This window comes from Streptomyces sp. NPDC091292 (assembly GCF_044757265.1).
In the GTDB taxonomy this organism is placed as follows: domain Bacteria; phylum Actinomycetota; class Actinomycetes; order Streptomycetales; family Streptomycetaceae; genus Streptomyces.
In genome coordinates this window covers 55,498-81,131 of the sequence record NZ_JBIVUQ010000014.1, presented here as the reverse complement: position 1 = coordinate 81,131, position 25,634 = coordinate 55,498, and the positions used below count along the sequence as shown (strand labels likewise).

Annotated in this window: 28 protein-coding genes and 1 riboswitch; of the genes, 13 read left to right on the top strand and 15 right to left on the bottom strand. The window is 71.9% G+C overall.

Annotated elements, in window-relative coordinates:
• Nucleotides 1-65: 65 nt before the first annotated feature.
• On the bottom strand, nucleotides 66-731 hold the full coding sequence (locus tag ACIQNU_RS30600) for a TetR/AcrR family transcriptional regulator (RefSeq protein WP_401372575.1): 666 nt from the start codon (nucleotides 729-731) through the stop codon (nucleotides 66-68).
• Between the two features lie 152 nt (nucleotides 732-883).
• On the opposite strand from ACIQNU_RS30600, the gene ACIQNU_RS30595 reads away from it, so the two are divergent.
• A complete protein-coding gene (locus ACIQNU_RS30595) occupies nucleotides 884-1,888 on the top strand; it encodes an ABC transporter permease (protein ID WP_401372574.1) in 1,005 nt (334 codons plus the stop codon).
• Nucleotides 1,889-1,999: 111 nt separating this feature from the next.
• Here ACIQNU_RS30595 and ACIQNU_RS30590 read toward each other — a convergent pair whose 3' ends face one another.
• Nucleotides 2,000-2,287 (bottom strand): type II toxin-antitoxin system Phd/YefM family antitoxin, encoded by a 288-nt coding sequence (locus tag ACIQNU_RS30590; protein WP_401372572.1) that lies wholly within the window; start codon nucleotides 2,285-2,287, stop codon nucleotides 2,000-2,002.
• Between the two features lie 208 nt (nucleotides 2,288-2,495).
• Here ACIQNU_RS30590 and ACIQNU_RS30585 point away from each other — a divergent pair, with 208 nt between their 5' ends.
• The 3 genes from ACIQNU_RS30585 to ACIQNU_RS30575 all read left to right on the top strand — a co-directional run bounded on the left by ACIQNU_RS30585 (nucleotide 2,496) and on the right by ACIQNU_RS30575 (nucleotide 4,521).
• Nucleotides 2,496-3,164 carry an ATP-dependent Clp protease proteolytic subunit gene (locus ACIQNU_RS30585; RefSeq protein WP_401372570.1) on the top strand — a complete coding sequence of 223 codons (669 nt, stop codon included), beginning with the start codon at nucleotides 2,496-2,498 and terminating at the stop codon, nucleotides 3,162-3,164.
• A gap of 7 nt (nucleotides 3,165-3,171) precedes the next feature.
• Entirely contained in the window at nucleotides 3,172-3,486 is a 315-nt protein-coding gene (locus ACIQNU_RS30580; RefSeq protein ID WP_401372568.1) for a hypothetical protein, read from the top strand.
• Nucleotides 3,487-3,870: 384 nt separating this feature from the next.
• Nucleotides 3,871-4,044, top strand: a riboswitch (cyclic di-AMP (ydaO/yuaA leader).
• A gap of 3 nt (nucleotides 4,045-4,047) precedes the next feature.
• Nucleotides 4,048-4,521 carry a C40 family peptidase gene (locus tag ACIQNU_RS30575; protein WP_401372566.1) on the top strand — a complete coding sequence of 158 codons (474 nt, stop codon included), beginning with the start codon at nucleotides 4,048-4,050 and terminating at the stop codon, nucleotides 4,519-4,521.
• A gap of 63 nt (nucleotides 4,522-4,584) precedes the next feature.
• On the opposite strand, the gene ACIQNU_RS30570 is transcribed toward ACIQNU_RS30575, so the two are convergent.
• Nucleotides 4,585-5,022, bottom strand: a complete 438-nt coding sequence (locus ACIQNU_RS30570; protein WP_401372565.1) for an ATP-binding protein — start codon at nucleotides 5,020-5,022, stop codon at nucleotides 4,585-4,587.
• A gap of 274 nt (nucleotides 5,023-5,296) precedes the next feature.
• Here ACIQNU_RS30570 and ACIQNU_RS30565 point away from each other — a divergent pair, with 274 nt between their 5' ends.
• Both ACIQNU_RS30565 and ACIQNU_RS30560 read left to right on the top strand, forming a co-directional pair.
• A complete protein-coding gene (locus ACIQNU_RS30565; protein WP_401372563.1) occupies nucleotides 5,297-6,154 on the top strand; it encodes a helix-turn-helix domain-containing protein in 858 nt (285 codons plus the stop codon).
• A gap of 9 nt (nucleotides 6,155-6,163) precedes the next feature.
• Nucleotides 6,164-6,397 carry a DUF397 domain-containing protein gene (locus tag ACIQNU_RS30560; RefSeq protein WP_401372561.1) on the top strand — a complete coding sequence of 78 codons (234 nt, stop codon included), beginning with the start codon at nucleotides 6,164-6,166 and terminating at the stop codon, nucleotides 6,395-6,397.
• 60 nt (nucleotides 6,398-6,457) lie between these two features.
• Here the strand turns inward: ACIQNU_RS30560 and ACIQNU_RS30555 are convergent, their stop codons facing one another.
• Nucleotides 6,458-7,597 carry an 8-amino-7-oxononanoate synthase gene (locus tag ACIQNU_RS30555; RefSeq protein WP_401372559.1) on the bottom strand — a complete coding sequence of 380 codons (1,140 nt, stop codon included), beginning with the start codon at nucleotides 7,595-7,597 and terminating at the stop codon, nucleotides 6,458-6,460.
• Between the two features lie 388 nt (nucleotides 7,598-7,985).
• On the opposite strand from ACIQNU_RS30555, the gene bioB reads away from it, so the two are divergent.
• From bioB to ACIQNU_RS30535, 4 genes are read left to right on the top strand one after another with little or no spacing between them, the layout of a single operon-like run.
• Complete coding sequence (gene bioB, locus ACIQNU_RS30550) at nucleotides 7,986-9,167, top strand: biotin synthase BioB (RefSeq protein WP_401372557.1); 1,182 nt, start codon at nucleotides 7,986-7,988, stop codon at nucleotides 9,165-9,167.
• Complete coding sequence (locus ACIQNU_RS30545; protein ID WP_401372555.1) at nucleotides 9,160-10,440, top strand: adenosylmethionine--8-amino-7-oxononanoate transaminase; 1,281 nt, start codon at nucleotides 9,160-9,162, stop codon at nucleotides 10,438-10,440. Before bioB ends, ACIQNU_RS30545 begins: the two co-directional genes overlap by 8 nt.
• Before the next feature lie 7 nt (nucleotides 10,441-10,447).
• Nucleotides 10,448-11,179 (top strand): dethiobiotin synthase, encoded by a 732-nt coding sequence (bioD, locus tag ACIQNU_RS30540; protein ID WP_401372553.1) that lies wholly within the window; start codon nucleotides 10,448-10,450, stop codon nucleotides 11,177-11,179.
• 58 nt (nucleotides 11,180-11,237) lie between these two features.
• Nucleotides 11,238-11,897, top strand: coding sequence for a class I SAM-dependent methyltransferase (locus ACIQNU_RS30535; RefSeq protein ID WP_401372551.1), 660 nt, complete (start codon nucleotides 11,238-11,240; stop codon nucleotides 11,895-11,897).
• Nucleotides 11,898-11,907: 10 nt separating this feature from the next.
• Here ACIQNU_RS30535 and ACIQNU_RS30530 read toward each other — a convergent pair whose 3' ends face one another.
• Complete coding sequence (locus ACIQNU_RS30530) at nucleotides 11,908-12,246, bottom strand: fic family toxin-antitoxin system, toxin component (RefSeq protein WP_401372848.1); 339 nt, start codon at nucleotides 12,244-12,246, stop codon at nucleotides 11,908-11,910.
• Nucleotides 12,247-12,283: 37 nt separating this feature from the next.
• On the bottom strand, nucleotides 12,284-12,511 hold the full coding sequence (locus ACIQNU_RS30525) for an antitoxin (RefSeq protein WP_389887794.1): 228 nt from the start codon (nucleotides 12,509-12,511) through the stop codon (nucleotides 12,284-12,286).
• A gap of 249 nt (nucleotides 12,512-12,760) precedes the next feature.
• On the opposite strand from ACIQNU_RS30525, the gene ACIQNU_RS30520 reads away from it, so the two are divergent.
• From ACIQNU_RS30520 to ACIQNU_RS30510, 3 genes are all read left to right on the top strand, one after another.
• Nucleotides 12,761-13,576: an ABC transporter ATP-binding protein gene (locus ACIQNU_RS30520; RefSeq protein ID WP_401372548.1), complete on the top strand. Its 816-nt coding sequence runs from the start codon at nucleotides 12,761-12,763 to the stop codon at nucleotides 13,574-13,576.
• A 12-nt stretch (nucleotides 13,577-13,588) separates the two neighbouring features.
• A complete protein-coding gene (locus ACIQNU_RS30515) occupies nucleotides 13,589-16,153 on the top strand; it encodes an ABC transporter permease (RefSeq protein ID WP_401372546.1) in 2,565 nt (854 codons plus the stop codon).
• An 85-nt stretch (nucleotides 16,154-16,238) separates the two neighbouring features.
• A complete protein-coding gene (locus ACIQNU_RS30510; protein ID WP_401372544.1) occupies nucleotides 16,239-17,132 on the top strand; it encodes a TIGR03621 family F420-dependent LLM class oxidoreductase in 894 nt (297 codons plus the stop codon).
• Between the two features lie 9 nt (nucleotides 17,133-17,141).
• Here ACIQNU_RS30510 and ACIQNU_RS30505 read toward each other — a convergent pair whose 3' ends face one another.
• From ACIQNU_RS30505 to ACIQNU_RS30465, 9 genes are all read right to left on the bottom strand, one after another.
• Nucleotides 17,142-18,317, bottom strand: coding sequence for a lytic transglycosylase domain-containing protein (locus tag ACIQNU_RS30505; protein ID WP_401372542.1), 1,176 nt, complete (start codon nucleotides 18,315-18,317; stop codon nucleotides 17,142-17,144).
• 98 nt (nucleotides 18,318-18,415) lie between these two features.
• Nucleotides 18,416-19,264 (bottom strand): hypothetical protein, encoded by an 849-nt coding sequence (locus ACIQNU_RS30500; protein WP_401372540.1) that lies wholly within the window; start codon nucleotides 19,262-19,264, stop codon nucleotides 18,416-18,418.
• A 12-nt stretch (nucleotides 19,265-19,276) separates the two neighbouring features.
• Nucleotides 19,277-19,822 carry a hypothetical protein gene (locus ACIQNU_RS30495; protein WP_401372538.1) on the bottom strand — a complete coding sequence of 182 codons (546 nt, stop codon included), beginning with the start codon at nucleotides 19,820-19,822 and terminating at the stop codon, nucleotides 19,277-19,279.
• A gap of 30 nt (nucleotides 19,823-19,852) precedes the next feature.
• On the bottom strand, nucleotides 19,853-20,599 hold the full coding sequence (locus ACIQNU_RS30490; protein WP_401372536.1) for a hypothetical protein: 747 nt from the start codon (nucleotides 20,597-20,599) through the stop codon (nucleotides 19,853-19,855).
• A complete protein-coding gene (locus ACIQNU_RS30485; protein ID WP_401372534.1) occupies nucleotides 20,596-21,132 on the bottom strand; it encodes a hypothetical protein in 537 nt (178 codons plus the stop codon). The genes ACIQNU_RS30490 and ACIQNU_RS30485 overlap by 4 nt, the downstream gene beginning before the upstream one ends.
• Nucleotides 21,129-22,385: an MlaD family protein gene (locus ACIQNU_RS30480; protein ID WP_401372532.1), complete on the bottom strand. Its 1,257-nt coding sequence runs from the start codon at nucleotides 22,383-22,385 to the stop codon at nucleotides 21,129-21,131. Before ACIQNU_RS30480 ends, ACIQNU_RS30485 begins: the two co-directional genes overlap by 4 nt.
• Entirely contained in the window at nucleotides 22,382-23,581 is a 1,200-nt protein-coding gene (locus tag ACIQNU_RS30475; protein WP_401372531.1) for an MCE family protein, read from the bottom strand. The genes ACIQNU_RS30480 and ACIQNU_RS30475 overlap by 4 nt, the downstream gene beginning before the upstream one ends.
• Entirely contained in the window at nucleotides 23,581-24,582 is a 1,002-nt protein-coding gene (locus tag ACIQNU_RS30470; RefSeq protein ID WP_401372529.1) for an MCE family protein, read from the bottom strand. Before ACIQNU_RS30470 ends, ACIQNU_RS30475 begins: the two co-directional genes overlap by 1 nt.
• The gene (locus ACIQNU_RS30465; protein WP_401372527.1) at nucleotides 24,579-25,634 is read right to left on the bottom strand and encodes an MCE family protein; all 1,056 of its coding nucleotides are present in this window, start codon (nucleotides 25,632-25,634) and stop codon (nucleotides 24,579-24,581) included. Before ACIQNU_RS30465 ends, ACIQNU_RS30470 begins: the two co-directional genes overlap by 4 nt.

Sequence of the window (25,634 nt, the reverse complement as noted above, 5' to 3'; positions counted from 1 at the left end):
GGGTACGCACGCTAGTTCAGCGGAGTTTCGGGGACGTTAACCATTCCTTGACCGACCCATGACCGTCACCGGGAGTCTCCGCCAGCGGTCCCCGTGGTCCCGGCGACCGCGGTGGCCGGTGCCCCCATGCTCATCAGGCCCCGCAGCCCCTCCCCCAGCGTCTCCAGGGGCACGGCCCCGAACAGCGCCTGCTGCGCGGCGAACCCCTGCGCCGCCGCGATCATGATCCGCGCGACGCTCTCGGCGGGCACGTCGGCCCGCACCATCCCGGCCTCCTGGTAGGACTCGACGATCCGCACCCAGAGGGCCCGCACCTGCCGGTACCCGTCGCGCATCACCTCGGCGAGGTGTTCGTTGCGCAGGGTCTCGGTCCAGGCCTGGATCAGCAGGCGGGGGAAGAGCCAGTCCCCGTCCGCCGACAACTCGGGCTTCATCCGGAGCACTTCGCCGAGCACCCGGGGGATCAGGATGTCCGGGGGCGGCGGCGGGTTCTCCTCGGCGGCCCGCTCGAACTGGCCCCGGACGCTCTCCAGCGTCTCGGCGACGATGGCGCCGATCAGCTCCTCCTTGCCGCTGAAGTAGCGGTAGACGGCGCCGGCCGACAGGTCGACCTCCTTGAGTACGTCCTGCATGGACGTGGCGTGGAAGCCGTTGCGGGCGAAACAGATGGCGGCGCCGTCGAGGATCTGCCGGCGCCGGGCGTCGAGGTGCGCCTGGGATACACGAGCCATGGCATCAATGTAAAACGAACGTTCCTTCTTGACAAGAGCGGCCCGGCGGGGCAACAGTCGGAAGAGCTAAAACGAACGAACATTCTTTTTACCGACCCAAGCCCAAGCCCGAACCCGAAGCCGAACCCAAGCCCGAACCCCGAGGGGACCCCATGTCCGCCGTACCCACACCGCCCGCGCGCCGGCTCCTGGCGGTGATCATCCTCGTACCGACCGTCGTGGCCGTGGCGCTGTGGGCCTTCGCCTGGCCCGCCTCGCGGACCGCGCCGCGCGATCTGCCGCTCGGCGTCGCGGGCTCCCCCGCCGCGACGGCACCGCTGGAGCGTCAACTGGCGGCGCACGAGGGCGCGTTCGAGGTCCACCGGTACGCGGACGAGGCCGCCGCGCGGAAGGCGATCGAGGACCGTTCCGTATACGGCGCGGTGGTCGTGACACCGACAGGACCCGAGGTGCTGACCGCGACCGCCGCGAGTCCGCTGGTCGCGCAGTTGCTCCAGCAGACGGTGGCCGCGCAGGCCCCGGAGGGTACGCCGGTGGTGACGAAGGACGTGGTCCCCACCCCGGCGGCCGATCCGCGGGGGGCGGTGCTCAACGCCAGCGTCCTGCCGATGGCCATCGCGGGTGTCGCGGCCGGCGCGATCGTGACGATGCTTGGGCTGCGCGGGCTCAGGGCGCTCGCCGCGCTCGTCACGGCGGCGGCCCTGGTGGGCGTCGTGGCGACCGCCCTGACGCACTCCTGGCTGGGCGCGCTGACCGGCAACTGGTGGGCGGAGGCGGGGGCGTTGAGCCTGTCGACCCTCGCGGTGAGCGCGGCGATCGCGGGGCTCGCGTCCCTCCTGGGCACGGCGGGCATCGGGATCGGGAGCATGGTCGTGGTGCTGCTGGGGAACCCGTTCTCCGGCGCGACCTCGGCGCCGCAACTGCTGCCGGAGCCGGCCGGTGCGATCGGCCAGTGGCTGCCGCCGGGCGCGGGGGCGAGCCTGGTGCGGTCGGTCGCGTACTTCGACGGGGCACGGGCGGCGGCGCCGGCGCTGATACTCGCCCTGTGGGCCGTACTGGGTCTCGCGGCGGTGCTGCTCGGCGCGCGGCGGAACCGGCGCGGCGAGCCGGACGGGACCCCGGCGCCCGCACGGCACCAGGCGGCATCCGTGGCGTGACCACACCGGCCCCGACCCGGACCGCCGGACACAGATCGACCGTGCGTCCCCGCCGTAGCGGACGGGGGCGCACGGTCCTGTGCGTAGTACGTACTGCGTGCAGGCCGGGGGTTACCGCGCCTCGGGACCCCGGTGTTCGGCCGTGATGCCGAAGCGCTGGCGCTCGGCCGCCGGTGAGGACAGGGCCCGCAGCGTGGACACCGAGCTGACGACCTGCTCGTCCACCGACTCCGCAGGCTGCTCGGACTCCTCCAGGCGCTCCAGATCGGCCGCCGACACCAGGGCCACGAGGGGTTTCCCGTGGCGGGTGACGACGACGCGCTCACCGCCGTAGACGACACGGTTGATCAGATCCGCGAGTTCGGCTCGGGCCTGCGTCACCGGAATCTCGTAAGCCATGGTCCCCAGCTTAGACGGCCCCTGCGGCGACCGGCCGGTCCCGCCGTGGCGGTGGCGCGCGGCCCGGATTCACCCTCAGCGAACGGCGATACGGCTCTGAGCTGCTGTTTTGCTGATTGTGCGGGCGTACGAGGATCTCATCGACCACTCTCCCGGTGCGTACGTCCTGTACATTTTTTACAGAGCCCGTTCCGAGGAGGCGACCACCATGAAGCGCCCGTCCCGTCCGCACCACCCGTCCCACCGGTCGGCGGACGCCCGCCATGTGCTGCCCGAGTTCACGGAGCGCACGACCGCGGGACAGCGCACGCTGGACCCGTACGCGAAGCTGCTTGAGGAGCGGATCGTCTTTCTGGGCACGCCGGTCGACGACATCTCGGCGAACGACGTCATGGCGCAGTTCATGCACCTCGAATATCTGGCGCCCGACCGCGACATCTCGCTGTACATCAACTCCCCCGGCGGCTCGTTCAGCGCGATGACGGCGATCTACGACACGATGCGGTTCGTCGCCTGTGACGTGGAGACGGTGTGTCTCGGGCAGGCCGCGTCGGCGGCGGCCGTGCTGCTGGCCGCCGGCACTCCGGGCAAGCGGTCCGCGCTGCCGGGCTCCCGGGTACTGATCCATCAGCCGTCGCTGCGGGAGCCGATCGAGGGGCAGGCGAGCGATCTGGCGATCCAGGCGGACGAACTGCTGCGCACACGTGACCTGCTGGAGGAGATGCTCGTCCGGCACACCGGCCGGAGCCGGGAGCGGGTCCGCGCCGACATCGAACGGGACACGATCCTCGACGCGCGGGCGGCCGTCGAGTACGGCCTGATCGACCGGGTCGTCCCGAGCCGCAAGTCCTCGCGTACCGCGCCGGACGCGGGGTGACGCGCCGATGCTTCCGCCGGAGCTGCCGCCACTGCCCGCGCTGACCCGCGCCGAGGGCGAGCTGATCGACCGTTATCTGGAGGTCGTCGACCTGCTGGGCCGGATCAATCCGGCGCGGGGCGGCGACACCTATCGGGGGCTGCGTGCCGCGCAGGCGCTCGTCGGCAGGGCGCAGGAGCTGCGGGACGCGCTGGTCCTGATGCACCAGCGGGGCGAGAGCGAGGTGCACGGCGAGACGCTGACCCGGGCGCTGCGCACCCTCGACGGCGAGCGACGCGCGGCGCGGGTGGGGATACCGAGGGTGCCGACGGGACAGGAGTGAACCGCCGCCACTCAAGGAATGAGTCCGCCGCCACGCCGGGAGCGAGTCCGCCGAAGCCGACATGGCGTCCGGAACGCGGCACAAACGGGCCGAAAGAGCTACCGCCGAACGACGTATTAAGTGGTCGTCACGGGGCTCGGCCGAGTTGCGCATCCTGGCCACCTTGACACCCGAAAAATGCGTTCCGCCGCTGGTACGACGTTCGTCGGGTGTCCCGTCGGCTGTTCGAAAAGGGGCCTGTCCACCCGAACGGATCAGCGGTGAGGAGGCTCACAAACCACCGGTAACTCTCGGATTTCCCGACATTCATGCGTGAAGATCCCTTCCGACGACAAGCCCCCGCCACCAGCGGCGGGGCGGTCCGGGCGGACGCCGAGTCCTGCCGCTGTCCGGATGCCAGGTCGACAGAGGTGGATCGGCAGGAGTGGAGGACCCAGGCACGACGGGCCGCCGGAGAGATCCGGACCGGCCCTTGGGGTGAAGCCGCGTCAGCGGCCGGGCATCTTCGCCTGCCCGAACCCGACAGGTCATCCTTCACAGGCGGCTGACGAAGGGTTGCGCATGACTGCGCTCAATCGTGTCCCGTCGCTGCTGACCCGGGCCGGCACCGCTTCGGCCCTGACGCTCGCCGCCGTCGGCGGCAGCATCGTGGTACCCGGTGCCGCGTCCGACGCCGCGGCGGCGGCGATGGGAAACAGGGCACTCAAGGTGGCCGCCTCCAAGAAGGGCGCCCCCTATCTGTACGGGGCGACCGGACCGCGCCGGTTCGACTGCTCCGGGCTGACGCTGTACTCGTTCAAGCGCGCGGGCAAGAAGCTCCCGCGCACTGCCGCGGCGCAGTACAACAAGACGCGCCATGTGTCGGCGGGCGACCGCCGCTCCGGGGACCTGGTGTTCTTCCACTCGGGCCGGAACGTCTACCACGTCGGCATCTACGCCGGGAAGGGACGTATCTGGCACTCGCCCAAGACCGGGGACGTGGTGCGCCTCCAGAAGATCTGGACGAAGAGCGTCTGGTACGGCCGGGTGAACTGACCCGCGCCGCGCGGCGCGCTCCCCCGGTGTCAGCTCCGGCCCGGTGTCGGCTCTGGCTCGGTGTCAGCTCTGGCTCTGGACCGGAACCGTCCACGGCAGGGCGATCCACACCGTCTTGCCGCCCTCGGGTGTGGGGCTGACGGACAGTCGGCCGCCGCACTCCGCGGTGAGACAGCGGATGATCACCATGCCGCGGCCGTTGTCCTGCTGGACGGCGGCGGGCAGCCGCTTGGGGTAGCGCGGGTGGCTGTCGGTGACGCCGATCCGCAACTGTTCGTCGCGTTCGAGCGCGATGTCGACGGTGAAGGTGGGCGACTGGCCCAGGGTGTGCTGGACGGCGTTGGTGGCCAGTTCCGACACGATGAGCCGGACCGTGTCGTGCGCCTCGGCGTCGCCCGGCAGGCCCCATCCGGCGAGGACCTCGCTGACGTACTTGCGTGCCGTGGGGACCGAGGCGGGATCGCTCGGCAGGGTCACGGATGCTTCCTGGTGGTCAGCCATGGCGACGTCGTCCCTTTCCCACCGGGACCGGACTCCGACACGAGGCGGATGGTTCGAGGGCGGTCCCGGACTGGTGCTGCGCGCCAGCCTGCCATCTCCGCGCCGGTCACACGTGGCGATCCACCAGGATGTGCATATATCTGTCGCTCGAAGCGGTGAACTCTGCCACGACCGACCGTATTTGACGGCGCTCCTTCCCCCGTATTTGCCACCGGCCCCCACCCGTCCTCTACCGTCTGGCGGTGAATCCGTCCGCGGCCGGGAGGAGACGGCCATGCACTACGGTCCCGCGGTACGCCGCCGCAAGCTCGGCGCCGAGTTGCGCACGCTGCGCGACGGCGCCGGGCTCACCAGCGGTCAGGCCGCGCGTCTGGTCGGCTGGCACCAGTCCAAGGTGAGCCGGATCGAGACGGCGACCAGCGGTGTGAAGCCGGAGGACGTGCGGCTGCTGCTCGACGCCTACCGGGTCGACGACCCGCGCCGGCGTGAGCTGCTGGTCGCGCTCGCCGGGGACGGCGATGACGGCGGCAGCCGCTGGTGGAACGCCTACCGGGGGCTGCTGCCGCCCGAGTACCGGGACTTCATCTGTCTGGAGGCGCAGGCCAGCCAGATGCGGACGCTGGAGACGTCGGTGGTGCCGGGGCTGCTCCAGATCCGGGACTACGCGCGGGCGGTGACCCGCTCGGCGGTCCAGGGGGTGCCGGAGGACCAGATCGACGCGCTGGTGGACGTACGCCTCGCGCGCCAGGACGTGTTGCGCGCGGATCCGCCGCCGGAGCTGAGCGCGGTGGTCGACGAGGCGGTGCTGCGGCGGCCGGTCGGCGGCGCCCCGGTGATGGAGCGTCAGCTCGCGCATCTGGTCGAGTCGGCGCGGCTGCCCCATGTGCGGCTCCAGGTGATGCCGTTCGCCGCCGGGGAGCACATCGGACTCACCGGCCCGTTCGTCGTCTTCTCCTTTCCGGACATCGCCGATCTGGACGTGATTGTTCTAGACCACTTGACGCATAGCCTCTATCTGGAGCGGGAAGAGGACCTCAAGGCGTACGTCGATGCCTTCACCTCCCTGCAGAGCCACGCCCTTTCCCCAGAGGACTCGTTGGACTTCATCGCCGGAATCCGTCCCGGCGCATAAGGAGGCACCATGTCTGCACTGCCTCGTCCCACCCTGCCCGTTCCGAGGAGCACGTCCCTGCGCGGCGTCCACTGGCGCCGCAGCAGCCGCAGCACGGGAATGAACAACTGCGTGGAGACGGCCGAGCCGCGCGCCGGCCGTGCGGCGGGCCTGCTCGCCGTCCGCGACTCGAAGAACCCGCAGGGACCGGCCCTGCTCTTCACCCCGGCCGCGTGGAGCACCTTCGTCGACACTCTCGGCTAGGGTCCCGGGCCCGGCGTCCAGGGTCCCGGGCCCGGCGTCGAAATCCTCCGCACCCGGCGGCTATCGGGGCGCGGTGTCCACGATCACCCGTACGGCTTCGCCGATCTGTCGGTCGGTCAGGTCCGCGCGGGCGGTCAGCCGCAGCCGCGAGACGCCGTCGGGTACGGACGGCGGCCGGAAACAGCCCACCACCAGGCCCGCTCCACGGCAGTCGGCGGCCCAGCGCACGGCCGACTCGGGCGAGGGCGCCCGTACGGAGACCACGGCGGCGTCCGGCCGTACCGCCTCAAGTCCCGCCGCCGTGAGCCGGGCGTGCAGTCCGGCGGCGACCTCGCGCGCCCGGTCGGCGCGGTGCGGCTCGCGGCGCAGCAGCCGCAGGGCCGCGAGTGCGGCGCCCGTCGCCGACGGGGCGAGCCCGGTGTCGAAGATGAAGGTGCGGGCCGCGTTCACGAGATGGTCGATCACGCGGGCCGGGCCGAGCACCGCGCCGCCCTGGCTGCCGAGCGACTTCGACAGGGTCACGGTGGTGACCACGTCGTCGGCGCCCGCGAGCCCCGCCGCGTGGGGCGCGCCCCGGCCGCCGGTGCCGAGTACGCCGAGTCCATGGGCGTCGTCCAGGAGCAGTCCGGCTCCGGCGCGGCGGCAGACGGCGGCGAGTTCGGTGAGGGGGGCCGCGTCGCCGTCCACGGAGAACACCGCGTCGGACACCACCAGCGCACCGCCCGTCCGGGTGGCGAGGGCCTTGTGCACGGCGTCGGGGTCGGCGTGCGCGACGACCTGCGTGGTGCCGCGCGCGAGTCGGCAGCCGTCGATGAGTGAGGCGTGGTTGCCCGCGTCGGACACGATCAGCGAGCCGTGCGGGGCGAGGGTGGTGACGGCGGCGAGGTTGGCCGCGTATCCGGAGGACAGCACGAGGGCCGCCTCGAAGCCGCAGAACGCGGCGAGTTCGCCTTCGAACTCCGTGTGCAGCGCGGTGGTACCGGTGACCAGGCGTGAGCCGGTCGATCCCGCGCCCCAGCGGTGGACCGCGTCGGCGGCCCCGGCCACCACCTCGGGATGCCGGGTCAGGCCGAGGTAGTCGTTGCTCGCGAGGTCCAGGAGTGGTGAGTCGGCGGGGCGGGAGCGCAGGGTGCGGACGAGTCCGGCCGCGCGGCGCCGGGCGGCCTGTGCGTCGATCCAGTCGAACGGCGTTGCCGCCATGCGCGCCTCCGGCGTGTGCGGATCCGGCCGGTCCGGGGACCGGTGGTCCGGGTTCCGGGCAGGCGGCATCCAGGGGTGGTTTTGTAGGCAGTGCACAGACCCTAGGGCCTGTCGTCAAATTCCCGCCTGCCGTGCGGCGTCTGGCACGCACGCTCGCGGCGTTGCCGAAAGGCCCACGTAGCCCCGCTACGAGGACCTTCCGGCGCCTTGCGATCGCACGCACCAGACGCCGCACGGCCCGCCCTACCGGGCGAACACCGGGAATTTGACGACAGGCCCTAGCGGTCGCGCCGCCCACCCAGGATGTGGCAATACCCACACCTTGACCGGGCAGTGTTGTGCGATGTCTCCCTGGCCGGGAGAGGTGGCGTACGTCAAGATCTGCCCCATGAACCTGTTGAACACGCTGGTGGACAAGGGGCTTCGGCGTGAGCTGCCGACCCGCGACGAGGCGCTGGCCGTGCTGGCCACGTCCGACGACGACGTGCTCGATGTGGTGGCCGCGGCCGGGAAGGTGCGCCGGCACTGGTTCGGGCGGCGGGTGAAACTCAACTATCTGGTCAACCTCAAGTCCGGCCTCTGCCCCGAGGACTGCTCGTACTGCTCCCAGCGCCTCGGTTCCACGGCGGGGATCCTCAAATACACCTGGCTGAAGCCCGACGAGGCGTCGCGGGCCGCGGCGGCGGGGCTCGCGGGCGGTGCGAAGCGGGTCTGTCTGGTGGCGAGCGGGCGGGGCCCCACGGACCGGGACGTGGACCGGGTCTCGGACACCATCAAGGCCATCAAGGACCAGAACGAGGGCGTCGAGGTGTGTGCCTGCCTCGGGCTGCTGTCGGACGGCCAGGCGGACCGGCTGCGGGACGCGGGCGCCGACGCCTACAACCACAACCTCAACACGTCCGAGGGGACGTACGGGGACATCACGACCACGCACACGTACGCCGACCGGGTCGACACGGTCCGCAGGGCGCACGCGGCCGGGCTTTCGGCGTGTTCGGGGCTGATCGCGGGCATGGGCGAGAGCGACGGGGACCTGGTCGACGTCGTGTTCGCGCTGCGGGACCTGGACCCGGACTCGGTGCCGGTGAACTTCCTCATCCCCTTCGAGGGCACCCCGCTCGCCAAGGAGTGGAACCTCACGCCGCAGCGCTGTCTGCGGATCCTGGCGATGGTCCGGTTCGTGTGCCCGGACGCGGAAGTCAGGATCGCGGGCGGCCGTGAGGTCCATCTGCGCACCCTCCAGCCGCTGGCGCTGCACCTCGCCAACTCGATCTTCCTCGGCGACTACCTCACCAGCGAGGGCCAGGCGGGCAAGGCGGACCTGGAGATGATCGCGGACGCCGGTTTCGAGGTGGAGGGCGCGGACACCGTGACGCTGCCGGAGCACCGCACGGCGACGGCCGGCGGCTGCGGCTCCACCGACCAGGCCGACGCGGGCGGCTGCGCAGGTGGTGGCGGTGGCGGTGTCTGCGGTACGGGCGAGTCCGCTCCGGAGGTCCCCGAGGCGCGCACCGACCTCGTCGCGGTACGCCGCCGGGGCGCCGGAACGGATCTCGCGCCCAATGCCTGACGCCCTCCCCACCGATGAACTGCTCGCCCTGGACCGCCGGCACGTCTGGCATCCGTACGGTCCGATGCCCGGCCGGCGGGACCCGCTCGTCGTCGCGTCGGCGAGCGGGGTCCGGCTGCGGCTCGCGGACGGCGGCGAGCTGGTGGACGGCATGTCGTCGTGGTGGTCCGCGATCCACGGCTACCGGCACCCCGTCCTGGACGACGCGGTGCGCGAGCAGCTTGCCCGGATGAGCCATGTGATGTTCGGCGGACTCACGCACGAACCCGCCGTACGCCTCGCGAAGCTCCTTGTCGACATGTCGCCCGAGGGTCTGGAGCATGTCTTCCTCTGCGACTCGGGTTCGGTCTCGGTCGAGGTCGCCGTCAAGATGTGCCTCCAGCACTGGCGTTCGCTCGGCCGCCCCGGGAAGCACCGGCTGCTGACCTGGCGCGGCGGCTACCACGGCGACACCTGGCAGCCGATGTCGGTGTGCGACCCCGAGGGCGGCATGCACGAGCTGTGGTCAGGCGTCCTGCCCCGGCAGGTGTTCGCCGACGCGCCGCCCACGGAGTACGACGAGACGTACGCGGACGGGCTGCGGGAGCTGATCGGGCGGCACGCGGACGAGCTGGCCGCGGTGATCGTGGAGCCGGTGGTGCAGGGCGCGGGCGGGATGCGGTTCCACTCCCCCGCGTATCTGCGGGTGCTGCGCGAGGCGTGCGACGCGCACGGGGTGCTGCTCGTGTTCGACGAGATCGCGACCGGGTTCGGCCGTACGGGTGAGCTGTTCGCGGCGGACCACGCGGGGGTCACGCCGGATGTGATGTGCGTGGGAAAGGCGCTGACCGGTGGCTACATGACGATGGCGGCGACGCTGTGCACCGCGCGCGTGGCCGACGGGATCTCGCGCGGCGAGGTGCCGGTGCTGGCCCACGGGCCGACGTTCATGGGAAATCCGCTGGCCGCCGCGGTGGCCTGCGCGTCCCTCGGTCTGCTCCTCGACCAGGACTGGCGTACGGAGGTCAAACGGATCGGGGCGGGGTTGCGTGAGGGTCTGGCACCTGCGGCGGACCTGCCCGGGGTGCGGGACGTCCGGGTGCTGGGGGCGATCGGTGTGGTCCAGCTCGACCACGAGGTGGACATGGAGCGGGCGACGCGGGCGGCGGTGCGCGAGGGCGTGTGGCTGCGGCCGTTCCGGGATCTCGTCTACACGATGCCGCCCTATGTGACGGGCGACGACGACGTGGCACGGGTGGCGCGCGCGGTGTGCGCGGCGGCGGCGGAGGGGTGAGGCGCGGATGGCCGTGCTGGTGGTGACAGGGACAGGCACCGAGGTCGGCAAGACCGTGACCACGGCGGTGCTCGCCCGCGCGGCGCTGGCCGCCGGGCGTTCCGTGGCGGTCCTGAAGCCCGCGCAGACCGGTGTGTCCGGGGACGAGCGGGGTGACGTCGACGAGGTGGTACGGCTGGCCGGCGGGGTGACGGCGGTCGAGCTGGCCAGGTTCCCCGACCCGTTGGCCCCGGCCACGGCCGCGCGCCGGGCCGGGCTGGCCCCGGTCGGCGCGCGAGAGACGGCCGACGCGGCGGCCAAGCTCGCCACCGACCACGATCTCGTGCTGGTCGAGGGCGCGGGCGGTCTGCTCGTACGGTTCGACGCCGCGGGCTCCACGCTGGCCGACGCGGCTCGGCTGCTGGGGGCCCCGGTGCTCCTGGTCGCGTCGGCGGGGCTGGGGACGCTCAACACGACGGCGCTGACCGCCGAGGCGCTGCGGGCGCGGGGTGTGGACCTGCTCGGTGTGGTCGTCGGGTCCTGGCCGGGCGCGCCCGATCTGGCGGCCCGCTGCAACCTCGCGGACCTGCCGGCGGTCGCGGACGCGCCCCTGCTGGGGGCGGTGCCGGAGGGTGCGGGGGCGTACGAGCCGGTGGCGTTCCGGGCGGCGGCTGCCGGGTGGGTGGCGCCGCCGCTGGACGGGACATGGGACGCGACGCGCTTCACCGCGGAACAGGCGCCGGTCCGGGGCAGCCTCTAGGCTCGGTGACCCAGCCGTCCCCAGGCTCGGTAGACCAGCCGTCCCGAGGAGTCCTCTCATGCCGCAGCGGCCGACCGCCGTCCCGAAGGACGCCGTGCACCACCCTTGGTTCGCCCGGTTCTACGCCCGTATCAGCGTCGCGACGGAACCGTCGGTCGGGCCCCTGCGTGCGGAACTTCTCGCCGGGCTCACGGGCCGGGTCATCGAGATCGGCGCGGGGAACGGACTCAACTTCCGGCACTACCCGCCTGCGGTCTCCGAGGTCGTCGCGATCGAACCGGAGTCCATGCTCAGGGAGTTGGCGGTGACGGCGGCAGCGCGCGCCGATGTGCCGGTCGACGTGGTGCCGGGGGCGGCGGAGGCGCTGCCGGTCAAGAGCGAGGCGTTCGACGCGGCGGTCGTGTCCCTGGTGCTGTGCAGTGTGCGGAGTGTGCCCCGGGCGCTCGAAGAGATCCGGCGGGTGCTGCGGCCCGGCGGTGAGCTGCGCTTCTTCGAGCACGGGCGGGCCCCGGGGCGGGCCATGGGCGCGGTGCAGGGGGGCCTCGACCGGACGGTGTGGCCGCTGCTGTTCGGCGGCTGCCATGTGGGGCGCGAGCCGCTGCGGGCGATCGAGGACGCGGGGTTCGGGACCGGTGCGTACCGGCGGCTGCTGCTGCCCGACCGGGGGCCGCGCCTGCCGACCTCGTACTGCGTACTCGGCTCGGCGCGGCGCCCCTAACCAGCGAGGGTCACAGGCTCCACTGGCGGAGTTGCTGTGCGATGTCGTGCACGGTGGCCTCGCCGCTCTTGACCAGCCGGGCGAGGTCACGCACCTGCTCGGGCGAGGTCACGACCTTGAGGCCGCTCGCGACGAGGTAGGCATACGCGACCGAGGCCGCGAACAGCGCGTTGGAGCGCTCCAACGCCGGTACGTGGAGCAGGAGTTGGAGCAGGGCCGCGGCGCGGTCGTGCGGCGTTTCGTAGACGGGGATGCCGAATATCTCGGCCTCGTGCCGGCCGACGGCCGCCACGAGGGCTCCCCAGTCGGTGACTTGGGGATCTCCTGGGGTCTTCTGTTCGGCGATCATGAGGAGCCAGGCAAGGTCGACGGAGAGGTTCAACGGCTCAACGACGACCTTCGCGCTCCGCGCCGAATTCCTCGACGAACACGGATTCGTACTGCTTCATGAAATCGGCCGCGGCCTCCACGAACGTATGCCCCATCTCACCGGTGTCCTGTCTGACCAGTTCCTCGATGTAGCGGTTGACACTCATCCCCCGGGCCAGGGCGCGTTCGCGCGCGGCTCGGGCGGTGTCCTCCTCCACCCGCACGTTCAGCTGAGTCTTCGCCATAGCCTTGAAGCTAGCGCCAGGACGCTAGCACTCGCAAGGGGGCGCCGGAGGCACGGGCGGAGCGGGAGGCGCGGGAACGGCGCATCGGGGGCACCCCGGGGGTGCTCACCTTCCATGCCCCCTACATTCCGTGCCCCTTACACAGGCCCCCGGCTCCCCGACTTCTGAGGGATTCCCGGTGTGCCGTGCGCCACACTACGCTCGGGCGCGCGTACGAGAGCCGGAACACCCATCGACAGGGAGGCCGCCTTGTCCACATCTGCCGCAGAACCGGCAACCGGGCGCGCGGGCGCCACGGGAACCGCCGCGCGGGCCCGCGCCCTGACCAAGGCGTACGGGAGCGGCGAGACCCAGGTACTCGCCCTCGACTCGGTCGACGTCGACATCGCGCGCGGGCGCTTCACGGCGGTGATGGGTCCGTCGGGTTCCGGCAAGTCCACGCTGATGCACTGTCTGGCCGGGCTCGACAGCGTCTCGGCGGGGCAGGTCTGGCTCGGGGACACCGAGATCACCGGGTTGCGGGACCGGGAGCTGACGCGGCTGCGCCGGGACCGGGTCGGCTTCATGTTCCAGTCGTTCAACCTGATCCCGACGCTGAACGCGGCCGAGAACATCACGCTCCCGATGGACATCGCGGGCCGGACGCCCGACCGGGCGTGGGTCGACCGGGTCATCGGGACGCTCGGGCTCGGCGACCGGCTGAAGCACCGGCCCGCGCAACTCTCCGGCGGTCAGCAGCAGCGGGTCGCCTGTGCGCGGGCCCTCGCCTCGCGCCCGGAGCTGATCTTCGCCGACGAGCCCACCGGCAATCTGGACTCGCGCTCCGGGCTCGAAGTCCTCGGCTTTCTGCGCGAGGCCGTGGACGAACTGGGCCAGACGGTCGTCATGGTGACGCACGACCCCGGTGCCGCCGCCCACTCCGACCTGGTGCTCTTCCTCGCCGACGGACGCATCGTGGACGAGATGCCCCGGCCGACGGCGGCGGCGGTCCTGGAGCGGATGCGGCTGTTCTCCGGCACGGGTCCCGCGGACGGCTCCGGTGTCTCCGGTCCCGCGCGCGGCTGAGGCGGGGCCCGGATGCTGAAGGCGACCCTGCGGAGCTTCCTCGCGCACAAGGGGCGGCTGCTGCTGTCCGCGCTGGCCGTGCTGCTGTCCGTGGCGTTCGTCGCGGGCAGTCTCATCTTCTCGGACACGGTGACCCGTACGTTCGACCGGCTGTTCGCCTCGACTTCGGCCGATGTGACGGTGAATCCGAAGAAGGACCTGTCGTCGTCGAACCTGTCCGGGACCACCCGGACCGTGCCGGTGAGCCTCGGGGAGCGGGTCCGCTCGGTCGACGGGGTCGCGGCGGTCCACGCCGAGGCGTCCGTCGAGAACATCACCGTCGTGGACGACGGGAACGACCCGGTCGGCCCGACGACGGGCGCGCCGACCATCGCGACCGCCTGGCAGCCCACCGACCGCAGCCCGGTCCGCCTCACCTCGGGACGCGCGCCGAACGGCCCTGCCGAGGCCCTGCTCGACGCCGACACCGCCGACGCCAAACACCTGGGCATCGGCGACACCCTGACGGTCATCGCGCGCCCCGGCTCCTTCAAGGTGACGATCGTCGGCATCGCCACCTTCCGTACGACCAACCCGGGCGCCGCCCTCGTCTTCCTCGACCCGCCGACCGCGCGGCAGGCGCTGCTCGGCGCGGACGACCTCGCCACCGCTCTCTCCGTGGACGCGGCCCCCGGCGTCTCGGACGAGGTGCTGAAGCAGCGCATCGCAGCCGTACTCGGCGACGCATACGACCTGGAGACCGCCGCCGAGCAGGCCAGGACGGCCGCCGCCGAACTCGGCAGCTTCCTGTCGATCATCAAGTGGGTGATGCTCGGCTTCGCCGGGATCGCCGTACTGGTGGGCGTGTTCCTGATCGTCAACACCTTCTCCATGCTCATCGCGCAGCGCACCCGTGAACTGGGTCTGCTGCGCGCCATCGGCGCCGACCGCCGCCAGGTCCGCCGCTCGGTCCTCGTCGAGGCGGTCCTGCTCGGTCTGGTCGGCTCGACCCTCGGCCTGGCCACCGGTATCGCGCTCGCGTGGGGCCTGATCGGGCTGATGGGCGCCTTCGGGATGAATCTGAAGTCGACCGAGATGGTCATCGGCTGGGGCACCCCGGTCGCGTCCTACGCGGTCGGGCTCGGCGTCACCTTCGTCGCCGCCTATCTGCCGGCCCGCCGCGCGGCCGGCGTCTCGCCGATGGCCGCGCTGTCGGACGCCGAAATCACCGGCGTGGGACGGCCGTTGCGGCGGCGGGCCGCCGCGGGGGCCGTCGTCGGCGCGCTGGGCGCCGCCGCACTCGTCGGGTGCGCCACGGCCGACCGGACCGCGACCGCGAGTTCGCTGCTCGGGATCGGTGTGGTCCTCACCCTCACCGCCACGGTGATCGCGGGGCCGCTGCTGGTGCGTCCGGTGATCCGGGTGCTCGGGGGCGCGTTCCCCGTCGTGTTCGGTCCGGTGGGGCGGCTGAGCCAGCGCAACGCGCTGCGCAATCCCCGCCGTACGGGTGCGACCGCGGCGGCCCTCATGGTGGGGCTCGCGCTGGTGGGCGGGATGTCCGTGGCGAGCGCGTCCATGACCGCGTCGTTCGACCGGCAGATCGACAAGACGCTCGGCGCCGACTTCACCGTGCAGAACGGTATGGGGCTGCCGTTCCCGCAGGAGATCACCGAGAAGGTACGGGCCACCGAGGGCGCGGGCCTGGTCGTCCGGTCCCGGATGACGAAGCTCGCGCTGACCATGCCCGACGGGCGGCGCGTCGAGTCGACGGCGTCGGGCTACGAACCACGGCTCGACGACGTCACCCGTCTCACCTACGCCTCGGGGAACACCGCGTCCGCGCTCGCGCCCGGCCACCTCGCCATGGAGCGCGACTTCGCCGACGAGTACGGGCTGGCGGTCGGCAGCCGTGTCCCCGTCGAGTTCCCGGGGCTCGTGCGCGCCGAGCTGACGGTCGGCGCGCTCACCGACATGGACACCCCGGAGGGGCCCGGGATACGCGGCGGCCTGTTCATGGGCTTCGGCACGGTCGAGAAGTACGTACCCGGCGGCCAGGACTCGGCGCTCTTCGTGAACGCCGCGCCCGGCACCGGCGCCGACACTCTGCGCACCCGCCTGGAGGCGACCCTCGACCCGTATCCGCAGGTGAAGGTCCGCGACCAGGCCGACTACAAGAAGCTGGTCCACGACCAGGTCGCCGTCCTGCTCTACCTCGTGTACGCGCTCCTCGGGCTCGCCATCGTCATCGCGGTCCTCGGGGTGGTCAACACGCTGGCCCTGTCGGTCGTCGAGCGCACCCGGGAGATCGGACTGCTGCGCGCGATCGGTCTGGGACGGCGCCAGTTGCGCCGGATGATCCGCCTCGAATCGGTGGTGATCGCCGTGTTCGGCGCGGTGCTCGGGCTCGGCCTCGGCCTGGTGTGGGGGCTCGCCGTGCAGCGGGTCCTCGCCCTGGAGGGCATGACGGCGCTCGCGATCCCCTGGGGCACCATCGTGGCGGTCGTCGTCGGCGCGGTCGTCGTCGGACTCGCCGCCGCCCTACTGCCCGCGCTGCGCGCGTCCCGGATGAACGTGCTGGCGGCCATCGCCCACGAATGACCCTCCGGAGGCCGCGTCACACCCGCGCCGCCCCCGTCCCGCATTAGCGTGGCGAGCACAACTGCCGAACCAGCGAGGAGAGTTCATGCCGCGACCGTTCCGTTTCGGAGTCAACATGCTGGCCCCCGCTCCCGGCGACGCCTGGCGCGAGAAGTGCCGCCGAGCCGAGGAGCTGGGCTACGACGTGATCCTCGCGCCCGACCATCTGGGGATGGCGGCGCCCTTTCCCGCCCTGATCGCGGCGGCCGAGGCGACCGAACGGCCGCGCCTCGGCACCTTCGTGCTCAATGCGGGCTTCTGGAATCCGACCCTGCTGGCCCGCGAGGCGGCGACCGCCGACGCGCTGACGGGTGGCCGGCTGGAGCTGGGCCTCGGCACCGGGTACGTCCCGGTGGAGCACGAGACGGCCGGTCTGCCGTTCGGCTCGCCCCGGGAGCGGGTCGACCATCTGCAGCGCACCGTCGAGGAGGTCGGGCGACTGCTCGGCTCCCCCGACCACCAGCCGCAGCCGGTGCAGCCCCGGGTGCCCCTGCTGATCGGCGGCAACGGCGACCGGATGCTGCGGCTGACCGCGGAGCACGCCGACATCGCCGCGTTCGCCGGGGGCCGTGCGGTACCGGGCGACAAGGCCGGAATGCTCGCCCCGCTGACCGCCGACGAACTGGACGAGCGGGTGGCGACGTACCGGCGCTACGCCGCCGACGCGCGCCCCGAACCCGCCGAGTTGAACCTGCTCGTCCAACTCGTCGTGGTCACGGACGACCCGGGGGCCGCGGTGAGCCACTGGCTGCCGATCTTTCCGCAGTTCACCGAGGACCAGATCCTCGGTCTGCCGATCGTCCTGGTGGGCACGGCGGACGAGATCGTCCGGAAGGTCCGCGCCCAGCGGGAGCGGTACGGCTTCTCGTACGTGACCGTGATGGAGCACTCGATGGAGGCGTTCGGGCAGGTCATGGGCGAGCTGCGGGCGTCCGGCTGAGCCGCCCTCTCAAGGGGTGGGGGTCGCGCAGGGCGAGGGGCTGCCGGTGTCGCCGGGGCTCGGTGTGGGCTCGCCCGACGGGTCCGCCGGCGGTGACGCGCCGTCCGTGGGGCAGGGCGTGGTGCCGGGGTCCGTGGTGGGCGGATCGGTCGGGGGGTCGGTCGAAGGACCGGTCGAAGGCGTGCCGGGGTCCGTGGGCTGCGGGCTGTCGGTCGGGGACGTCGTCGGGGACGGGCTTCCGGTCGGGCTTCCGGTGGGGGCGGGTGTGGAGGGTGACGGGCTCGGCGTGGGGCTGCGTGTCGGGTCGGGGCCGATGACGATACCGCCGCCTCCGCCCTTGCCACCGCCCCCGTCGCCGTCTCCGACGGGGCGCGTGGCCGGAGTCTTGCCGCCCGCGCCTGGGCTGTCCGGGATCACGCCTTTGCCGTCCGGGACGGTGTGCACGCCTTCGCGGTAGAACTCCAGCCAGTACAGGATCAGTTGAAGGTAGTCGCGCGAGTAGTTGTAGCTGAGGATCGCCCGTTCGAGATCGGCCGTGCGGCTCAGGTCACGGCCGCCCGCGCACAGGTAGTGGCCGGCGGCGAGCGCCGCGTCGAAGATGTTGTTGGGGTTCGCGCGGCCGTCGCCGTTGCCGTCGGCGCCCCAGCGCCGCCAGGTCGACGGCAGGAACTGCATCGGCCCCACGGCCCGGTCGTACACCGTGTCCCCGTCCCACGCGCCCTTGTCGGTGTCGCGGATCAGGGCGAAGCCGTTCCCGTTCAGGGGCGGTCCGGTGATCCGGCCGAGGGTGTCGCCGCGCGCGTCCACCGCGCCGCCGCGCGCCTGCCCGGACTCGACCTTGCCGATCGCCGCGAGCAGTTGCCAGGGCAGCCGGCAGCCCGGGTCGGTACGCGCCACGGACGCCTCCGCCCTGCGATAGGCGGCGAGGACGGTGGCCGGGATTCCCGACTCGGCCCGCACCCGCGCGGGCTCCGGGGTCGGGACATCCGGGGCGTCCACGGTCGCCAGGGGCGGCAGTTCGGTGTGGTACGAGTCGTCGCCCTGGGATGCGACGGGGGGCAGCGGTCCGCCCTCCGACACCGACTGCTCGTCGTGCCGGTCGGCCGTCAACTCCTGGAGGACACCCGGCGCTTGGGAGGCCGTGAGCAGGGCCATCGCGGCGGCGGCCACGGCGGTGCCGCGCACGCCACGGAGCAGGCGGGGGCGGGGACGGAGGCGTCGGAGACGCGGGAACAGCGGAGACAACGCAGACAGCGGAGACACGGAAGGGCCCTTTCGTCAGGTCAGCTGCCGAAGGTGTCGATGCCGGAGATCAGCCAGTGGCCGTCCTTTCGGACGAGGTCGACGGCGAGCATCGCGCCCGCGTAGGTGGGTTCCTGGGCCTTCGCCGAGGTGCCGGTGCTGCTCTGGTCGGCGAAGACGAGCACCCGGGCGCGGTCGCCGTCGATCCGCTCCACCGCGCTGTCCGTCACGGTGGTCGTGATCACCGCCTTCTGCCTCTTCGCCTGGGCGATCACCCCCGAGACGAGCGTGCGGTGCTGCTCGACGGCCTTGCCGGTGAGATAGGTGGCGGCGGCCTTCTCGGAGGTGCCCGGGTTGGCGTAGTCGTACGAGAAGACACCGCCGACGGCCCGGCTCACCTGACCCTTGATGTCGCTGGTACGGGCCGGGTCGGTGAGCGCGGTGTTGCGCAGCGCGGGCCGGTCGCGCAACGCGGTCACCTCGGCGCGGGCCCAACCGGCGAAGGCGCCGAGGAGGAGGGTGAGCAGGCAGAGACCGGCGACGGTGCGGAGGCGACGGCGGGCGGTACGGGGGGTGGGGGCCGCCGGTGCCGATTCAGGTGCCGTCCCGGGTGCCGTCTTCTTCGGTGCGGGACTCGGTTTGGCGGCCGATTTGGCGGCCGGTTTGGGGGACGGCTTGGCGGCCGTCTTGAGGGACAGCTTGGGCGCCGGCTTGGTCACCGGCATCGGGGAAGGCTGCGACGACGGCTTGGTCACCGCCTCGGACGACGGCTCGGTGTCCTCCGGTGCGGCCGTCGCCGTCAACGCCGCTCCCCCGGTGTCCCGTTCGCCCCGGGTCGAGTTCGCCTCCAGGCGGCGCCTGCGGTTGATGTGATGGCGGGTCGTCGACATGTCCGTACCTCCTCAGTCCGTCGCCGTGTCGCCGACCGGCGCCTGGCCGAGGGCGCTGAGCTTCCAGTGGCCCTTCGTCCGGGTCAGCTCACCGAGCATCCGGCTGTCCTTCTCCGTGGCCTTGGCCCCCGACGCCCGTACGGTGACGCGCAGCGCGACCAGCACCCGCGCCCGGCCCGCCCGCTGGTCCAGCTCCGTCAGCGCGCCGGACAGCACCTTCGCCGTACTCACCGTCTGCGCCTCCGCGACCTGCACGGAGAACTCCTTGCGCCCCTTGGCGAGTTGGCTGTGCAGCTCGCCCGTCGTGGACGCCTCCCACAGATCGAGCCCGCGGTCCAACTGGCGGTGGTCGAGCGTGTTGAGGTTCTGCACGGCCTGCTCCCCCGCCTCCAGCGCCGCGTCTCGGGCCGCCGCGTAGTCCGCCGACTCGTCGTGGGCCGCGCCGTACCAGGACCAGCCGGCCCAGGCGGCGACCCCGCCCGCGACCAGGGTCAGGGCCAGGGCCGCCGCGAGCAGCGGCTGGCGGAACAGCACCGCTGTTCGGAATGACCGTGTCATGCGCTGGTTCCCTTCCACGGGCCCTTGAGGTCAACGGGCCTTGATGTCGACGATCTGCCACACGCCGTCGCGCAACTGTGCCGTGACGGAGAGCTGGGCGGCGGACGTGGTGGGCTTCTTGTCGCCCCGGTGTGCGGTCTGGTCGAGGAAGACGAGCAGGTGGGCGCTGTTCCCGTCGAGGCTGACGGTGCCCACGCGCACGGCCTGCGTGGTGAGCGTGACGCGCTGCTCGCTGACGTTCTCCCTGACCTGGGCGAAGAGTTCGGTGTATTGGCGGGCGGCGCGGCCGGAGAGCAGTTCGCGGGCCGAGCGCTCGGTGGCGGCGGTACCGCCCGGTGTGTACGAGAAGACCTTGGCGAGGGCGTTGCTGACGTCGCCGTTGACGCGGGTGGTCGCCTCGACGTCGGTGAGGGCGTGGTTGGCGGCGGCGGGCGTGTTCCTCAACTGGTGTGCCTGGTGGAGGAGGAGGCCGCCGGTGAGGGCGAGCAGCACGGCTCCGGTCGCGAGACCGATCAGCCATCGCCGCTCGCCCGAGCGCTCGGGGGGCCGCCCGTCCTCGCCGTCGTCCTCCCCGACGGAGTCCGGGGCCGCGCCCGCCTCGCCCGCCTCCGCGTCCCCATCCCCGTACGCCACATCCTTCGTCACGTCAGCCTTCGTCACGTCGACCTTCGTCACCTCGGCTGCCGACACATCCGCCGCCGTCACGTCCTCGTCCCCGGCGACGTCCGCCGTCCCCTCCTCGACCCGCACGACAGGCCCGGCCCCCTCCCGGCTCATCCGTTCTCCCCGCTCGCCCCGTCCGGCTCGGTCACGGGCACGGCGTTGAGCGCCTTGATCTTCCAGCTCCCGTCGGACTCCCGGGCGAGGACCGCCTCCAGGCGTTTGCGGTCCGTCGAAGGGGCCGTGGCACCCTTCGACGTGATGTCGATCCGTACCGTCGCGATGACCTTGGCCGTGCCCGCCCGGTCGTCCAGCGCGGTGACCGCCGCGTCGGTGACCACGCCGCGCGAGGAGGGCCCGGTGGCGGGCTCGACGCGTTCGATCTCGGTGCGCAGCGCGCCCGTGGTGACGGCCGTCCACTTGCGCGCCCCGGCCTTGGCCTTCTCCAGGGTCGAGGCGTCGAGGGTGGACAGCGCGGCGATGCCCGTCCGGCCGTCGGCGAGCGCCGCGTCCCTGGCCCGCCCGTAGGCGAGCGAGTCGTCGCCGCGCGCCTGTGCGTACGACCAGCCGCCGACGCCGCACAGCGCGACCGCCACGGCGAGTCCCGCGCCGACCGCGAGCCTCCCCGGGGCCACCGTGAGCTTCCTCATCGGCCGCCCCCGGACTCACCCGACGCGCCGGACGCGGGGGACAGCCCGAGCAGCCCCGCCATGCCGTCCTCCGGGGACCCGGCGCCCGTCTCGTCCAGCGAGGGCAGCGAGAGCGCCCCCGGCTTCGCGGGTTCGGGTACGGCACCGCCCTTGGGCGCGTTCGCGGAGCCCCGGACGTTGATGCCGCTGGACGGGGGTGACGTACAGCGCGCGTCGGTGTTGAGGGCGGGCGCGGTACCGAGTTCGACTCCGGAGCGGTAACGCGTACCGGAGTAGCCCTCCGTGCAGGGCAGGGGCTTGAAGAACGTGACCGTCATGCCGAAGTTGACCTTCTTTCCGTCGACGGCGGTGGCCCCGGCGGCGACGGCCTGGGGCAGCTTGACCAGCAGCTCCTCGGTGCCGCGCTGACGGGTGACGGCGACCTCGGAGGTGGTGAGGAGGTTTGCGAGGACGACACCGAGGCTGGGGTCGAGGTCCCGTAGCAACCCGCTGACCTGGGTGGCGGCGTCGGGCGCCACGGTGACGAGGGTTCGGAGGTCGCTGTCCGAACTCTTCAGGGTCGCCGCCAGCTCCTTGGCGCCCGAGGCGAAGTCCTTGATGGCCTGGCCCTCTTCGGCCTGGGTACGCAGCACGATCTCGCCGTCGGCCATCAACTTGGTGGTGTACGGCAGCGCGCGGTCGGCGGCCTCGACGAAGTCCGAGCCGTTGTCCAGGAGGACCTGGAGGTCTTCGCCGTGCCCCTCGAACGCCTTGCCGAACTCGTCCACGACCGTGCGCAGGGAGTCCAGCGGCACCGAGTTGGTGAGGTCGTCCATGCTGGTCAGCACGTCGGTGACGGGCCTCGGCACGGCCGCCGACGACTCGTCTATTCGGGAGCCGTCGGCGAGGAAAGGACCGTCGGAACGGCCCGGCCGCAGATCGATGTACTGCTCCCCGACCGCCGACAGACTCGCCACGACGGCCTTCGCGTCGTCCGGGATACGCGGCGCGGACTTCTTGATCCGCAGTTCGGCGACGACGCCTTCCTCGGTGAGCCCGATCGGCCCGACCCGGCCGACGGACACCCCGCGATAGGTGACGTCGGAGTGCGTGAACAGGCCCCCGGTGCGCGGGAGATGGACCTTCACGGTGTAGTAGTCGGCGGCTCCGACATAGCGGCCGAGATCCGCGTACCGGATGCCGACATAGCCGAGGACGAGGACGGCGATGATCAGGAACGCGAGGTTCTTGAGCCGGACGGCGAGCGTGATCACCGGACCCCACCTCCGCTCGGTGTCGGTACGGAGGGCAGCGGGAGGGTGGACTCGGCGGACGGCGATTTCGCCGCTGAGGACTTGTCCGACGACGACTTGCCGGACGAGGACTTCGCCTGGGTCGACGGCGACGCCGAGGGTGACGGCGGCGCCTTCGGCGGCAGGGGCGGGATCAGCTCCGTGCCCGGCTCGGCCACCACATGCAGATACGCGTTCAGGTAGTCACCCTTGACCCCGTTCAGGACCTCGTCCGTGAACGGATACGTCAGCAGCACCTGGAGCGAGTCGGGCAGGTCCTTGCCGGAGTCGGCGAGCGCCTTCAGCGTCGGCGCGATGGCCTTGAGGTCGGCGACCATGTCCTCCTTGCTCGCGTCGATGGTGTCGACGGCGACCCCTGAGAGCCGGTCCAGGGCGCGCAACATGGTGAGCAGCGAACCTCTCTGTTTCTCCAGGGTCTTCAGGCCGGGCGAGAGGTCGGTCAGCACGGTTCCCACGTCCTGTTTGCGCGTCGCGAGTGTCGTGGAGAGCCGGTTGACGGAGTCGAGCGCGTCGGTGATGTCGCCCCGGTGGTCGTCCAGATCGGTGACGAGGGTGTTGACCCGGCGCAGTGTGGACCGGACCTCCGTCTCGCGGCCTCCGATGGCGGAGTTGAGTTCGGTGGTGATGGTCTTGAGCTGGTTGACGCCACCGCCGTTGAGGAGCAGGGACAGCGCGCCGAACACCTCCTCGACCTCCGTGTTGCGGCTGGTGCGCGAGAGCGGGATCCGGTCGCCGCCGCGCAGGGTGCCGGTGCCGTTCTCCGGCGGGACGAGCTGGATGTACTTCTCGCCGAGGAGGCTGGACTGTTCGAGGCGGGCGCCGGTGTCGGCGGGCAGCTCGACATCGCCGTTGATGCGCAGGGTGACGCGGGCCGTCCAGTCGTCCCGGCCGAGGTCGATGGCGGTGACACGGCCCACGGCCACGTCGTTGACCTTGACCGCCGACTGCGGGACGAGGCTCAGGACGTCCTTGATCTCGGCGGTGACGGTGTACGGGTGGGAGCCGAGGTCGGCGCCGCCGGGCAGCGGCAGGTCCTCGATGCCGCCGAACGACGGCGTCGGCACGGTGAACACGCCGATCACCAGGCAGAATCCGACGACGATCGGGACGGCGCAGCCGAGCCCGGCGCCGATGGCGGCCTTACGGCGGGCGGCCATCAGCCCTCACCTCCCACGGCGGGCAGCGGGAGCAGCGGCCCGCCCATGCTCAGCTCGTTGAGGTCGGCGCGGCCGTCGAGGGTACGGGTGTCCGGGTTGTACGCGCCCACGACGTTCCCTGCGGCGTTCGGCACCGTGTCCATGGCCTCGGCGAGTGAGGCGCGCTGGTCGACCAGGGCCTGCGTGATCGGCACGAGCCGGTCGACGTTCTTCTTCAGCTCGCCCCGGTTGTCCTTGATGAACTTCTTCACCTTGGTGAGCGCCTTGCCGAGTTCCTTCAGGGCGCCGGCGAGGTCGTCCTTGTTGTCGGCGAAGAACCCGGTGACGTCGTCCAGGCGTTCCTGCGCCGTGCGCACGTCGCCGTCCTTCTCCTTCAGCATCGTGGTGAACGTCTGGAGCTGGGCGAGAGTGGTGAAGAAGTCGTCGCTGCTGCCGTCGAGCGTCTTGGCGGCCTTGCCGAACTGCTCGATGCTGTCGCCCATCAGCGCGCCGTTGCCGTCGAGGTTCTTGGCGCCTGTGTCGAGCAGATCGGACAGGGCGCCCTCGGCGTTGGCTCCGTCCGGTCCGAGCGCCTTGCCGAGTTCGGTGATCGAGTCGTAGAGCTGGTCGATCTCGACGGGGGTGCGGTTGAGGGAGGCGGGCAGCTCGGCGCCGTCACGCAGCGCGGGACCTGAGGTGTAGGCGGGGGTGAGCTGGACGTAGCGGTCGGCGACGATGCTGGGGGCGACGGCGACGGCCCGCGCGCCCACCGGCACCTTCACGCCCTCGTCCACGTCGAGCCGGACCCGTACCCGCGTCCCCTCGGGCTCCACGGAGTGCACCTCGCCGACGCGGACGCCGAGGATCCGCAGATCTGATCCGGCGTAGATGCCGACGGCGCGGTCGAAGTAGGCGGTGATGCGGGTGCCGGTGGAGGAGGCGGCCCGTACGCCGACGATCCCGGCGGCGACGAGTACGCCCAGCGCGACCACGCCGGCCACGAGCTTGCGGCGAAGTGTCATCCCTGTCCGCCTCCCTTCACGTCGTAGGTGCCGTTCTTCGGCGGCCGGCAACTGTCCTCGGGCAGGGACGACTCGGGGAGGTAGGTGCGCGGTACGACCCCGCAGAGGTAGCTGTCGAACCAGCGGCCGTTGCCGAGGGTGTTGCCGACGAGCCGGTAGTAGGGGCCGATGAGGGAGAGCGTCCGGTCGAGCTTTCCCTTGTTCTTCTCCAGGACCTCGGTGACCCGGCCCAGCGCCTGGAGGGTGGGGCGGAGTTCCTTCTCGTTGTCGTCCACGAGGCCGTCGAGCTGCTTGCCGAGCGCCTGGCTGCCGGACAGCAGCGCCTTGATGGCGGAGCGCCGCTTCTTCAACTCGCCGAGCAGCGAACCGCCGTCGTCGATGAGCGTCTCGAAGCTGGACTTCTTGTCCTCCAGCGTCTTGGTCAACTTCTTGCTTCCGGCGAGCAGTTGGGCGAGTTCGGCGTCCCGCTTCGAGACGGTCTTCGACAGGGCGGACAACCCCTGGAGGGCGGCCCGTACATCCGGCGGCGAGTCCTTGAACGTCGTGGAGATCGTCTCGAAGCTCTTCGCGAGCTGCTGGGTGTCGATCTCGTCGATGGTGCCGCTGAGATCCTGGAACGCCTCGGTGACGTCGTACGGGGATGTCGTACGGGAGACCGGGATCCTGCTGCCCGGGTCCTGCTTCGCGGAGCCCACCGGGTCGAGGGCCACGTACTTGTCGCCGAGCAGGGTCTTGATGGCGATGGCGGCGGTCGTCCGGTCGCCGATCCACGTGCCCTTGTCCTTGATCTCGAAGGTGACCTTCACCTTGGCTCCGTCGAGGCCGACACCGGTGACCTCGCCGACCTTGACACCGGCGATGCGCACCTCGTCGCCGTCGCCGAGACCGGCCGCCTCGCTGAAGTCGGCCGTGTACGTGGTGCCGCCGCCGACGACGGGCAGGCTGCTCGCGTTGAAGGCGGCGAGCGCCACGAGGGCGAGCGCGACGAGTCCTACGACGGCGACGGCGACCGGGTTGCGTTCCTGGATCGGTTTGATGCGGGGGCGCCCCAT